At 71.4% G+C, this 12,346-nt stretch carries 10 protein-coding genes; 6 read left to right on the top strand and 4 right to left on the bottom strand.

Translation table 11 applies throughout. The features are described from left to right. Nucleotide 1: 1 nt before the first annotated feature. Nucleotides 2–1,672, bottom strand: coding sequence for a phospho-sugar mutase (locus tag AC07VM_RS00420; RefSeq protein WP_494909554.1), 1,671 nt, complete (start codon nucleotides 1,670–1,672; stop codon nucleotides 2–4). Continuing rightward, a complete protein-coding gene (locus AC07VM_RS00415; protein ID WP_267415234.1) occupies nucleotides 1,669–2,502 on the bottom strand; it encodes a purine-nucleoside phosphorylase in 834 nt (277 codons plus the stop codon). Before AC07VM_RS00415 ends, AC07VM_RS00420 begins: the two co-directional genes overlap by 4 nt. A gap of 48 nt (nucleotides 2,503–2,550) precedes the next feature. Here AC07VM_RS00415 and AC07VM_RS00410 point away from each other — a divergent pair, with 48 nt between their 5' ends. Next, nucleotides 2,551–3,999 (top strand): NAD(P)H-quinone dehydrogenase, encoded by a 1,449-nt coding sequence (locus tag AC07VM_RS00410; protein WP_267415233.1) that lies wholly within the window; start codon nucleotides 2,551–2,553, stop codon nucleotides 3,997–3,999. 63 nt (nucleotides 4,000–4,062) lie between these two features. Here the strand turns inward: AC07VM_RS00410 and AC07VM_RS00405 are convergent, their stop codons facing one another. Then, nucleotides 4,063–5,829 carry an acetyl/propionyl/methylcrotonyl-CoA carboxylase subunit alpha gene (locus AC07VM_RS00405; RefSeq protein ID WP_267415232.1) on the bottom strand — a complete coding sequence of 589 codons (1,767 nt, stop codon included), beginning with the start codon at nucleotides 5,827–5,829 and terminating at the stop codon, nucleotides 4,063–4,065. A gap of 78 nt (nucleotides 5,830–5,907) precedes the next feature. Beyond that, a complete protein-coding gene (locus tag AC07VM_RS00400) occupies nucleotides 5,908–6,546 on the bottom strand; it encodes a Maf family protein (protein WP_267418577.1) in 639 nt (212 codons plus the stop codon). Between the two features lie 23 nt (nucleotides 6,547–6,569). Between AC07VM_RS00400 and AC07VM_RS00395 the strand changes: the two genes are divergently transcribed. The 5 genes from AC07VM_RS00395 to AC07VM_RS00375 all read left to right on the top strand — a co-directional run bounded on the left by AC07VM_RS00395 (nucleotide 6,570) and on the right by AC07VM_RS00375 (nucleotide 12,263). Continuing rightward, nucleotides 6,570–7,817 (top strand): class I SAM-dependent RNA methyltransferase, encoded by a 1,248-nt coding sequence (locus tag AC07VM_RS00395; RefSeq protein WP_494909553.1) that lies wholly within the window; start codon nucleotides 6,570–6,572, stop codon nucleotides 7,815–7,817. Nucleotides 7,818–7,858: 41 nt separating this feature from the next. Further along, nucleotides 7,859–8,518, top strand: a complete 660-nt coding sequence (locus AC07VM_RS00390) for a response regulator transcription factor (protein ID WP_267415229.1) — start codon at nucleotides 7,859–7,861, stop codon at nucleotides 8,516–8,518. Further along, nucleotides 8,508–9,743 carry a sensor histidine kinase gene (locus AC07VM_RS00385; protein WP_494909552.1) on the top strand — a complete coding sequence of 412 codons (1,236 nt, stop codon included), beginning with the start codon at nucleotides 8,508–8,510 and terminating at the stop codon, nucleotides 9,741–9,743. The genes AC07VM_RS00390 and AC07VM_RS00385 overlap by 11 nt, the downstream gene beginning before the upstream one ends. Then, nucleotides 9,740–10,747: a hypothetical protein gene (locus AC07VM_RS00380; protein ID WP_267415227.1), complete on the top strand. Its 1,008-nt coding sequence runs from the start codon at nucleotides 9,740–9,742 to the stop codon at nucleotides 10,745–10,747. Before AC07VM_RS00385 ends, AC07VM_RS00380 begins: the two co-directional genes overlap by 4 nt. Before the next feature lie 316 nt (nucleotides 10,748–11,063). Then, the gene (locus AC07VM_RS00375; RefSeq protein WP_494910736.1) at nucleotides 11,064–12,263 is read left to right on the top strand and encodes an ROK family transcriptional regulator; all 1,200 of its coding nucleotides are present in this window, start codon (nucleotides 11,064–11,066) and stop codon (nucleotides 12,261–12,263) included. Nucleotides 12,264–12,346: the final 83 nt, after the last annotated feature.

The following is a 12,346-nucleotide window of genomic DNA, read 5'->3' as shown; positions in this document are numbered from 1 at the left end:
ATCAGGAGCGCTCGTCGAGCAGGGCACGCACCCCGGCCTCGAGCTCCGCCACGGCGGTCCGGGCGTCTGCGGCGGATTCGGCCCGTGCGTCGATGTACACCTTGAGCTTCGGCTCGGTGCCGCTCGGGCGCACGATCACGCGGGAGCCGTCGCCGAGCCGGTACCGGAGCACGTCGCCGGACGGCTGTCCCGGTGCCGCCTGCAGCAGATCCTCCGCCGAGGCGATCGAGCGCCCCGCGATGTGCGTCGGCGGCAGCGAGCGCAGCGCGAGCATGACGTTGCCGATGACCGAGAGGTCTTCGACGCGCACCGATACCTGGCCGCTGGCGAAGTGCCCGTACGTCTCGCCCAGTTCGTCGAGCAGGTCCACGAGCGTCGCTCCGCGGTCGCGGGCCTCGGCGGCGAGGCCGAGGATCGCGACGGCGGCCGAGACGCCGTCCTTGTCGCGGACGGTCTCCGGGTTGACGAGGTAGCCGAGGGCCTCCTCGAAGCCGAAGACGATCCCGGGAGCACGCGAGATCCACTTGAAGCCGGTGAGGGTCTCGTGGAAGTCCAGCCCGTGATGGGCCGCCACGGCGCCCAGGCCGGGGGAGGACACGAGCGAGCACGCGAGCGAGGCGCCGGGGGTTCCGGCAGCCGCGCGGGCGGCCCGCGCTCCGAGCAGGAGTCCGACCTCGTTGCCGGTCAGGCGGCGCCAGCCCTCCGGCGCGGATGCGTCCGGGACGGCGACGGCCAGGCGGTCCGCATCGGGGTCGTTGGCCAGGATGAAGTCGGCCTTCACCCGGCGGGCCTTGGCGAAGGAGAGATCCATCGCCCCCGGCTCCTCCGGGTTCGGGAACGACACCGTGCGGAAGGTGGCATCCGGGGTGAGCTGCTCGTCGACGACGAACGGCTGCGGGTAGCCGGCATCCCGGACGATGCGCGAGAGCGTCTCCCAGCCCACGCCGTGCATGGCCGTGTAGACCCATCGCATGCCCGAGGTCCCGGCGGGGGCGGGAGCGACGGCGGCGGTCGCGGCGATGTACGCCTCGACGACGTCCTCACCCGCGGTCTCGTAGTCCGTGGAGCGGGGCAGCGTCGCGACCGATCCGGCATCGGCCGTGCGCTGGATGTGCGCCGCGATCTCGGCGTCCGCCGGAGCGACGATCTGCGAGCCCTGGTCGGCACCGCCCAGATAGACCTTGTAGCCGTTGTCGTTGGGTGGGTTGTGACTCGCGGTCACCATCACGCCCGCGTCGGCGCCGAGGTGGCGCACGGCGAACGCGAGGACGGGGGTGGGCAGCAGTCGGGGCAGCAGGATCGCGCGCAGACCGGCGCCGGCGAAGAGCTCGGCGGAGTCCGTCGCGAACACCCGCGAGTTGCGGCGTCCGTCGTAGCCGATCACGACCGTGGGCGTCCCGCCGTGCGCCTTCTCGCGCAGGTAGGCGGCGAAGCCCGCGGCGGCCTGGGCGACGAGCACGCGGTTCATCCGGTTGCTGCCGGCACCGAGCTCGCCGCGGAGTCCGGCGGTGCCGAAGGCGAGACGCGTGCGGAAGCGGTCGTCGAGTTCGGCGACCGCGGCATCCTCCCCGGCGGCCGCGCGGGTGATCAGGCCGGCCAGCTCATCGCGGGTCTCGTGATCCGGGTCCTGTCGCAGCCAGGCGCGTGCCTGCGCGAGCCGCTCCTCGCTCACAGCGCCTCGACCACCCGGGCCAGGAGCGCGGAGATCACCGGCTCGGCCTCCCGTCCGGCTTCGATCACCTCGGCGTGGCTGAGCGGGGTCTGCTGGATGCCGGCGGCGAGGTTCGTGATCAGCGAGAAGCCGAGGATCTCCATGCCCGCCTCACGGGCGGCGATCGCCTCGAGCGCGGTCGACATGCCGACGATGTGACCGCCGATGTGCTTGGCCATCTGGACCTCGGCCGGGGTCTCGTAGTGCGGGCCGCGGAACTGCGTGTAGACGCCCTCGTCGAGCGAGGGGTCGATGCTGCGGGCGATGTCGCGCAGGCGCTTCGCGTACAGGTCGGTGAGGTCGATGAAGGTCGCGCCCTCGAGCGGGGAGTCGGCGGTGAGGTTGATGTGGTCGCTGATCAGGACCGGCTGGCCGGGCTTCCAAGTCTCGCGGATGCCGCCGGCACCGTTGGTGAGCACCATGATCTTGGCGCCCGTGGCCGCGGCGGTGCGGACGCTGTGCACGACGCGACGCACGCCGTGGTCCTCGTAGTAGTGGGTGCGCGCGCCGATGACGAGGACGTTCTTGCCGTCGGGGGTGCGGATGCTGCGGAGCGTGCCGACGTGGCCCTCGAGAGCGGGCTTGGAGAAGCCGGTCACCTCGGTGGCGGGGACGGTCGCGACGGTCTCGCCGATGATGTCGGCCGCCTTGCCCCAGCCGCTGCCGAGGGTGAGGGCGATGTCGTGCTTCTCGACTCCGGTCAGACGTGCGATGTCGGCGGCGGCCTGCGCGGCGACCTCGAACGGGTTCGCGGTCGGGTCGTCGAGGGGGTTGCTGTGCGTTTCGGGCATGGATCCACTCTAGGAAGGTGCAGGCTCGGGGGCCAGGATTGGGGAAGAATGGATTCCATGTCTTCCACCACTTTCGAGCGCACTCAGCGCGTCGCCGTCCTCGGCGGCGGTCCCGGCGGTTACGAGGCGGCCCTCGCGGCCGCTCAGCTCGGGGCCGAGGTCACCCTGGTCGAGCGGGTGGGAGTCGGCGGATCCGCCGTCCTCACCGACGTGGTGCCCTCCAAGAGCCTGATCGCCACCGCCGATGCCGCGGTCGCGATCTCCGAGGCGAGCGACCTCGGGGTGAACTTCTACGCCAAGGGGGAGAACGGCAAACCGCTCAAGCCCGAGATCGCGATCAACCTCGCCGCCGTCAACAAGCGTCTCCTGGCGCTCGCCGGGCAGCAGTCCGAGGACATGCGGGCGACGCTCCTCGAGGCCGGGGTGCGCATCCTCTCCGGACACGGGCGGCTCGAGGGTCCGACCGCGATCGTCGTGTCCACGGGCCAGGGGGGCACGGACTTCGACCGGGTCGAGGCCGACACGATCATCGTGGCCGTCGGCGCCTCGCCGCGCGAGCTCGACTCCGCCAAGCCCGACGGCAAGCGCATCCTGACCTGGACGCAGCTCTACGACATGAAGGCGCTCCCCGAGCACCTCATCGTGGTCGGCTCCGGGGTCACCGGCGCCGAGTTCGCCTCCGCCTACATGAACCTCGGAGCGAAGGTCACGCTCATCTCCAGCCGCGAGCAGGTGCTGCCGGGCGAGGACAAGGATGCCGCCGGCGTCCTGGAGAAGGTGTTCAAGCGCGGCGGGATGCAGGTGCTCTCGAAGTCCCGCGCCGACAAGGTCGAGGTCACGAAGGACGGCGTGACCGTCACGCTCTCCGACGGGCGTACGGTCGACGGCAGCCACTGCCTGATGGCGGTCGGCTCGATCCCGAACACCGCGGGGATCGGCCTCGAGGAGGCCGGCGTCGAGCTGGACGACTCGGGTCACGTGCGCGTGAACCGCGTCGCACGCACCGCGGTGCCGAACATCTACGCGGTCGGCGACTGCACGAACTTCTTCCCGCTGGCATCCGTCGCCTCCATGCAGGGGCGCACCGCGGTGTTCCACGCGCTCGGCGACATCGTGATCCCGCTGGAGCTCATCAAGATCACCTCCAACATCTTCACCGCCCCCGAGATCGCGACGGTCGGCTACGGCGAGAAGGATGTCGAGGACGGCGTGGCCGACGGTCTCGTCTACAAGCTCCCGCTGGCGGCGAACCCGCGGGCGAAGATGATGGGCATCAAGGACGGCTTCGTCAAGCTCATCGCGCGCAAGGGCTCGGGCACCGTCATCGGCGGCGTGATCGTGGCGCCGAAGGCCTCGGAGCTGATCTACCCGATCGCGGTCGCGGTCGAGCGCCGGCTCACGGTCGACCAGGTCTCGCGCGTGTTCGCGGCCTACCCGTCGCTGTCGAGCAGCATCACCGACGCGAGTCGCGCGATGCACCTCGTGAACATCTCCTGACCTCAGGAGAGATGCGAAAGGCGCCCCACCACGGTGGGGCGCCTTTCGCGTGTGCGGGGAGTGTCAGCTGATGGTGAGCAGCTGGTGCCCGGCCGACACGGTGGCTCCGGCGCTCGCGTTGATGTTGCCGATCACGCCGTCCTTGTGCGCCTGCAGCGGCTGCTCCATCTTCATGGCCTCGAGCACGACGACGAGGTCGCCCTTGACGACCTGCTGTCCGTCCTCGACCGCGATCTTGACGACGGTCGCCTGCATGGGCGACTTCACCGCATCGCCGGAGGCGCCGGCGTTGGCGGTGGTGGCGTGGCTGCGACGCGACGGCGGCACGGCGGCGGGGCGACCGGCGGTGCCGGCGGCGACCGCGACCCGGTCGGGCAGGCTCACCTCGAGGCGCTTGCCGGAGACCTCGACGACGACGGTGTGGCGCGAGTCGGCGGACGACGGTGCTTCGAGCTCGCCGTCCCACGCGGGGATGTCGTTGACGAACTCCGTCTCGATCCAGCGCGTGAAGATGCCGAACTCACCGTTCTCGGCCGTGAATGCGGGGTCGCGGACGACCTTGCGGTGGAACGGGATGACGGTGGGGAGACCGGCGACCTCGAACTCGTCGAGCGCGCGGCGCGAGCGCTCCAGGGCCTCGGCACGGTCCTTGCCGGTCACGATGATCTTCGCGAGTAGCGAGTCGAACGCGCCGGAGACCGCGTCACCGGCGGTCACGCCGGAGTCGAGGCGGATGCCGGGGCCGCCGAAGGTCTTGAAGACGTGGATGGGTCCGGGCTGGGGGAGGAAGCCGCGGCCGGGGTCCTCGCCGTTGATGCGGAACTCGATCGAGTGCCCCTGCGGCTTCGGGTCGTCGTAGTCGATGGTGCCGCCCGCGGCGATGCGGAACTGCTCGCGCACCAGGTCGATGCCGGTGACCTCTTCGGAGACCGGGTGCTCGACCTGGAGACGGGTGTTCACCTCGAGGAACGAGACCGTGCCGTCGGCGCCGATCAGGAACTCGCAGGTGCCCGCGCCGACGTAGCCGACCTCCTTGAGGATGGCCTTGGACGCCGAGTACAGCTGGTCGTTCTGCTCCTCCGTGAGGAAGGGCGCCGGCGCCTCCTCGACGAGCTTCTGGTGGCGGCGCTGCAGCGAGCAGTCGCGGGTGGAGATCACCACGACGTTGCCCTCGGCGTCCGCCAGGCACTGGGTCTCGACGTGACGCGGCTTGTCGAGGTACTTCTCGACGAAGCACTCGCCGCGGCCGAAGGCGGTGACCGCCTCGCGCGTGGCGGACTCGAAGAGCTCGGCGACCTCGTCGAGCTCACGGGCGACCTTGAGGCCGCGACCGCCGCCGCCGTAGGCCGCCTTGATGGCGATGGGCAGGCCGTACTCCTGCGCGAAGGCGATGACCTCGTCCGCTCCGGAGACCGGGCCGGGCGTTCCGGGAGCGAGCGGGGCGCCGACCTTCTCTGCCACGTGACGCGCGGTCACCTTGTCGCCGAGGGCCTCGATCGCCTCGGGCGACGGGCCGATCCAGATCATCCCCGCGTCGATGACGGCGCGGGCGAACTCGGCGTTCTCCGCGAGGAAGCCGTATCCGGGGTGCACGGCGTCGGCACCGGCGCGACGGGCGACCGACAGGATCTTCTCGATCTGCAGGTACGTCTCGGCGCTGGTCGAGCCGCCGAGCGCGTACGCCTCGTCGGCGAGACGCGAGTGCAGGGCGTCGCGGTCCTGGTCGGCGTAGACCGCGACCGAGGCGATTCCGGAGTCACGGGCGGCGCGGATGATGCGGACGGCGATCTCGCCGCGGTTGGCGATGAGCACCTTGGCGATAGCAGGCATGCTTGCCAGCCTAGCGAGAAGGGACCCGATCCCTTTGACGACTCCCCACAAGAAAGAGGCGAAAACGTGGAGGGGAGTCTACGACCACAGATCCGTCCAGCGGACGCCGAGCTCCGCCGCCAGGCGCCGCACGGTCGACAGCGACATCCCGACGACCGTCGAGGGATCGCCGTCGACGCGGGTGATGAAGGCGCCGCCCAGGCTGTCGACGGTGAAGGCCCCCGCCACGTGCAGCGGCTCCCCGGAGGCGACGTAGGCGGCGATCTCGTCGTCGGACACGTCCGCGGCGAAGGTGACGGCGGCCTCCGCGACGGCGGTCGCCTCGACGGGCTCTTCGCCGGGCGCGACCCGATACACGGAGTGCCCGGAGTGCAGGATGCCGGTGGCGCCTCGCATCTCCTGCCAGCGCCGCGTGGCCTCCTCCGGCGTGTAGGGCTTGCCGTAGACCCGCCCGCCGAGCGCGAACATCGAGTCTCCGCCGATGACGAGTCCGTCGAACTCGCCGGCGTCGGCCAGCTGCTGTGCGACGGCCGCGGCCTTCGCCCGGGCGAGCAGCAGCACCAGCTCGGCGGGGGCGAGCGGTGCACCCCGCTCCGCCTCGGCGGCCGCGGCGACCGCGTCCTCGTCCACGTCGGGCGACAGCGTCAGCGGCTCGATCCCGGCCTGCCGGAGCAGCATCAGTCGAGCGGGGGAGGTGGAGGCGAGGCAGACGCGCATGTCCACCACCGTATCCTCGAAGGATGACTTCCTCCCCAGCCGACGTGCTCGAGCTCGACATCACCGGCATCGCACACGGGGGCACGTTCATCGCCCGCCACGAGGGACGCGTGGTCTTCGTCTCCGATGCGATCCCCGGTGAGCGCGTGCGCGCCCGGGTGATCGCCCCGCAGGAGGGGGCGGACGCGTCGACGCGCAGCTTCTGGCGAGCCGAGACGATCGAGGTGCTGGACGCCTCGGAGCACCGGCGACCGCACCTGTGGCCCGAGGCCGATGTGTCGCGCGATCCCGCCGAGCGCCCGGGTGGTGCCGACCTCGGGCACATCGCGCTCGACCACCAGCGGGTGCTCAAGCGCCAGGTGCTGGCCGAGGCGCTCGACCGGTTCGCGGGCACGGGTCTCGTCGCGCCGGAGATCGAGCCCGTCGAGTCCGGAGACGGCAGCGGATGGCGCACCCGCGTCACGCTGCACGTCGACGACGCGGGTGTCGTCGGGCCGTTCGCGGCCCGCAGTCACCGTGTCGTCCCGGTGACCTCGTATCCGCTCGCCCGACCCGCGATCGCCGAGGCCGCGCTCGCCCTGCACGGAGAGGCGCCCGGTCGGATCGAGCTCGTGGAGCCCGCCGACGGCGACGTGCGCGTCATCCGGCGCGAGGAGACGGAGCGCCCGGCCCGGGTCGCCCGCGGCTTCCGCCGTCGCCCGACGCCCGAGGTCATCCACGAGGTGGTCAACGACCGCCGCTTCGAGGTGGACGCCACCGGATTCTGGCAGGTGCACCCGCGTGCGGCCTCCGTGCTGGACGCCGCGGTGTACGGCATCCTCGACGGACACGTCGACGACGAGAAGACGCACTACGACCTCTACGGCGGCGTCGGGCTCTTCGCCGCGACCCTCGCCGACCTCGGCGGCACCGACATCGTGACGGTGGAGTCGAGCGCCCGCGCCACCCAGCACGCCGCCGCGAACCTCGCTCCGCTCGAGGTGACGGCGGTGACCGCCCGCGTGGACCGGTTCCTGGCCGCGCAGAAGAGCACCGGTCGCACCGGTGCCGTGATCCTCGACCCGCCGCGCGCCGGTGCGGGTCGCCAGGTGGTCGAGGCGGTGCACGCGCTCGCTCCCGAGGTCATCGCGTACGTCGCGTGCGATCCGGTGGCACTCGCGCGCGACCTCGGCACCTTCCGGACGCTGGGCTGGAACGTGGACCGGCTCCGTGGATTCGACCTCTTCCCGCACTCGCATCATTTCGAGGTGGTCGCACTGCTCACCCGATGAGCCGGCCGCGTGTCGTAGAGGGGACTCACTAGGCTGGACGGATGAGCAGGGTCGCACTCATCGACGATCACGAGTCCGTTCGCCTCGGCCTCGAGGCCGCGTGCGCGCGCGACTCGCAGACGGTCGTGTTCTCCGGGAGCACCGTCGTCTCGTACCTCGAGTGGCGTGCGGCATCCGCCGAGCCGCCGGCCGACGTGGTGGTCCTCGACCTCACGCTGGGCGACGGCACCACCGTGACGGAGAACGTGACGTCCCTGGTGACGGATGGCGCGAGCGTCGTCATCCACAGCGTCGCCGACCGTCCCGCGGCCGTCCGCGAGGCGCTGTCGGCCGGTGCCGCCGGAGTCGTCAGCAAGTCGTCCGCCCTCGACGACGTGCTGGACGCGATCCGGACCGTCGCGCAGGGAGAGGCGCTCAACAACGTCGAATGGGCGAGTGCCGTCGACGGCGACCGCGCCTTCGCCGACGCGCAGCTGTCCACCCGTGAGCGCGAGGTGCTCCGGCTGTACGCCACGGGCCTGCCCCTGAAGGCCGTCGCCGAGCGGCTCGGCGTCGCCTACTCCACGGCCAAGGAGAACATCACCCGCATCCGCGTCAAGTACGTCGACGTCGGACGCCCCGCCCCGACCAAGGTCGACCTCCTGCGCCGAGCCATGGAGGACGGGATCGTCGCGGCCGACGGGGCGCCGAGTGCCCTCTGACCCGCTCAGCATCCGCGACGCCTGGAGCAAGATCCCTTCTCCCGGCAGCACGGAGACCGAGTTCGAGCGCTTCACCGGCAAGCGCATGGAGCGCATCCTCGCCATCGTCGTCGCGATCGGATCCGCGGTCCTCGGCGCACAGGCGCTCATCGCGGCGCTGAACTCGCTCTCTCGCGCCGACGCCGTGCACATCGTGATGCTCGTCGTGGTGTTCGTCCCGCTCGCGGCCATGCTGGTGGCGTGTCTGATCGGGCGCGGCGTGCGCACGTTCTCCGGTCTCTTCGCCGTGGTCTACGTGCTGGCGCTCGCGGCCTGGCCGATCGTCGCCGATCCCGCCGACAAGGCGGCCGGCGAGCAGCCCTGGATCTTCTTCCTGGTCAACGTGGGCGTCGTCGCGGCGATGCTCGCGTTCCCGCTGCGGCTCCAGTTCGCCTGGGCGGCCGGGATGCCGTTCGTCTACGGCTACGTGCGCCTCGTGCAGGGGGAGTTCTCCCGCGAGTTCTGGGTGACCACGGCTTTCGACGTGTCGTTCACCCTCATCCTCGGCGTCGTCATCATCTCCCTCGGCTGGATGTTCCGCTCCGTCGCCGCCGGAGTGGACGAGGCCAGGGGGCAGGCGGTCTCGTCGTACTCGACCGCGGCCGCGGCCGCCGCGGCCGAGGAGGAGCGGGTGGCCATGTCGGCGCTGATGCACGACAGCGTGCTCGCGGCGCTGATCGCCGCCGAGCGTGCCGAGGGCGACCGGGCGAAGGAGCTCGCCGTCGCGATGGCGCGCGAGGCGCTCACCCGTCTCGCGAACACCGAGGCCGCGGTCGCCCAGGAGGGCAGCGACGAGCCGGTCGGGACCGCGCAGATCGTGGTCGAGCTGCGCCGATCGCTGTCGGAGCTCGGCGCGGACGCCATCGTGGAGGAGCGCGGGGGCATCGGACTCATCCCCGGACGCGCGGCCCGGGCGCTGGTGCTCGCCGCACGACAGGCGATCGGCAACGCCGTGACCCACGCCAACGGGCGCGGGCTGCACATCATCGCCGAGGGGCACGGTGACGAGGGCATCGGCGTGACCGTGTCTGACACCGGGCCCGGCTTCGACATCGAGGCGATCGGGGCGGATCGCCTCGGCATCCGCGCGTCGATCTTCGCGCGCATGGCGGGCGTCGCCGGCACGGCCGACATCCGTTCCGACGAGCACGGCACCACCGTCACGCTGGGATGGGAGCGCTCGTGAACCGCACGGTCCGCAGTGTCGCCACCTCCCTCGCGGTGGGATTCGCGCTGTACTTCGTCGCGCGCGGCGTCTGGTGGATCGAGCAGCCGACCGCTCCGCTGCTGATGGTCCTCGCGATCGCGACGTACCTCGTCGTGATCAATCTCGCCATCCTCGGCGACTCGTCGTCCGTGCGGATGCCGCTCTGGTCGGCCGTCCTCGCACTGCTCGCGAGCATCCTCGTCCCGGTCCTGGTCACGCTCTCCCTCGAACCCGCCGATCGCACCGCTCCGTTCGCGACCTGGTACATCGGCGGTCTCGGGCTGCTCGGCGTGGTGTGCGTGGTCCGGCGTCGGTCCCTGTTCGGCTGGCTGGTGCTCGCCGTGCTCGTGGGGGCGTCCGCGGCTTTCCTGGGGTTCGGGGTGGCGCTCAACCTCGGCCTGGTCGGTTCGATCATGTGGGTCGCCGTCGCGCGACTCCTGGTGATGTTCTGGGACCGTGCCGTCCGCGACACCGAGCGTCTCGCCGAGATCCAGCAGGCGGTGTCCGCCTGGCACGCCACGCAGCGGGTGCGTCAGCGGGAACGGCGTCTGCGCACCCAGTTCGCGCTGGCCGTGGCCGGTCCGGTGCTGAGCCGGGTCGTGGCCTCACGCGGTGCTCTCGACGATCAGGAGCGTCTGGAGGCCCGTCTAGCAGAGGGTCGGCTCCGCGACGAACTGCGCGGTGCGGATCTGCTCAACGACGCGGTGCGCAACGCGATCGACGCCGCACGCCGACGAGGCGCCGTCGTCACCGTGTTCGACGAGGGCGGCTTCGACGGCATCGACGAGGCGCGTCGGGGCGAGATCCGGGATGAGCTCGCGGGCGTGCTCACGCGTGCCGAGAGCGGACGTCTGATCATCCGGTCCGCGCGGGACGGCGGCATCGCGGTCACGGTGGTCGGCCGTGCGGGCACCCGCGCGTCGGGGGACGACGACTCGGTCGATCTCTGGCACGAGATCACGCGGGACCGGATGGCGGACTGACGTCGACGCCGGCCTCGCGCGCTCGTCCTCGGCCCCGGTCGGGGGAGGGCGACCGGAGTCGAGGATGCTGAGAGTGGGCGAGGGGCGGCGAATCCGCCTGCCCCTCGCCATGCGGACAGTTACCCGAAAACCATCCGCTGGTGGCCGATCAGCGTCTGTCTACCCTGGGACAGAGAGACCAGCCGAACGCGAAGCGTCTCCCTCAGTCTGATCGGTCGCGCAAACATTGTCTGTAGGTATTTTGGGGGACACGATTTCTCCGTCGATGCGGGATCATTGGACGATGGGAACGCGTCGGGGCACCAACCTCCCGCGGATGGGCGACTTCAACCAGTCCGTGGTCCTGGAAGCCATCCGCCAGTCGGGTGACGGCCTGAGCCGGATCGAGCTCGTGACGGCGACCGGGCTCTCGGCGCAGACCGTCACGAACATCACGCGCCGGCTCCTCGACGACGGCTTCATCCGGGAGGCCGGGCGCACCATCAACGGTCCGGGCAAGCCGCGGGTCACGCTGCGTCTGATCCCGGACAGCCGCTTCTCCGTGGGCGTGCACCTCGACCCCGCCATCATGACGTTCGTGCTGCTCGACCTGTCCGGCGCGGTCGTGCGGCGCGTGAGCATGCGCACACCGGCGAAGGATCCTCGGCGGATCGTGGAGGCCATGGCGTCCACGATCGACGCCCTGATCACGGCCTCCGGCGTGGACAGGGCCCTGATCGCCGGCGTCGGGGTCGCCGCTCCCGGTCCGCTCGACGCGGACAAGGGCACGGTGATCGACCCGCCGAAGCTGGTCGGCTGGCACCGTGTCCCGCTCCGGGCCGTGCTCGCGGAGGCGACCGGGTTCCCCGTGGCGCTGGAGAAGGACACGACCTCCGCGGCGGTCGGCGAGCTGTGGCGGCGACGGGCTTCGGCGGACGACTCGTTCGTGTTCGTCTACCTGGGCACCGGGATCGGTGCGGCGCTGGCCCGCGACGGCGAAGCGGTCCACGGGAGCACGCACAACATCGGCGAGGTCGGGCACATCATCGTCGACCCGGACGGGCCCTCGTGCACGTGCGGCTCCCGCGGGTGCGTCGAGGTGGTGTGCACCCCGCAGGCGATCGTCGAGCAGGCCGAGCGCGCCGGGGTGTTCGACGACGACCGGGAGGTGAGCGACGTCGAGGCCGTCGACGCGCGTCTCACCGAGCTGTGCGAGCGCGCGGCGAACGGCCACGCGCCCGCGGTCGGGGTGCTGCGCCAGGCCGCGGCGCACATGGCGGTGCTGACCGCCGTGCTGACGAACATGCTGGACGTGGATCGCGTCGTGTTCGGCGGCCCGTTCTGGTCGCGCCTGGCCGACGTGTACCTGCGGGAGATCCCCGACCGCCTCGAGCGGGCGAGCGCGACCCGCGCGGTGCGATCGCTGCCGGTCGACGGCACGGTGGTGGGCGACGACGTCGGGGCGGTGGGGGCCGGCTGCGTGGTGCTCGACTCGGTCCTCGGGCCACGCGCCTCCGCACTGCTCCTGGATCACTGAGGGCTCGTCGGGCCGGCGGCACGGTCGGAGCACGGGGCTCGCGCAGATAAGTCGAATCGATGTATTATCTGTCTTTCCCCCCT

The organism is Microbacterium sp. GW821-FHT01D02, from assembly GCF_059422585.1.
The sequence above is the reverse complement of the archived record's forward strand: the minus strand, read 5'-3'. Positions and strand labels throughout refer to the sequence as shown.

What these genes read in the sequence shown, in the direction of transcription:
- AC07VM_RS00415 (WP_267415234.1), bottom strand. Translation starts at nt 2,502, where the DNA reads ATGCCCGAAACGCACAGCAACCCCCTCGACGACCCGACCGCGAACCCG.
- AC07VM_RS00410 (WP_267415233.1), top strand. Translation starts at nt 2,551, where the DNA reads ATGGATTCCATGTCTTCCACCACTTTCGAGCGCACTCAGCGCGTCGCC.
- AC07VM_RS00405 (WP_267415232.1), bottom strand. Translation starts at nt 5,829, where the DNA reads ATGCCTGCTATCGCCAAGGTGCTCATCGCCAACCGCGGCGAGATCGCC.
- AC07VM_RS00400 (WP_267418577.1), bottom strand. Translation starts at nt 6,546, where the DNA reads ATGCGCGTCTGCCTCGCCTCCACCTCCCCCGCTCGACTGATGCTGCTC.
- AC07VM_RS00395 (WP_494909553.1), top strand. Translation starts at nt 6,570, where the DNA reads ATGACTTCCTCCCCAGCCGACGTGCTCGAGCTCGACATCACCGGCATC.
- AC07VM_RS00390 (WP_267415229.1), top strand. Translation starts at nt 7,859, where the DNA reads ATGAGCAGGGTCGCACTCATCGACGATCACGAGTCCGTTCGCCTCGGC.
- AC07VM_RS00375 (WP_494910736.1), top strand. Translation starts at nt 11,064, where the DNA reads ATGGGCGACTTCAACCAGTCCGTGGTCCTGGAAGCCATCCGCCAGTCG.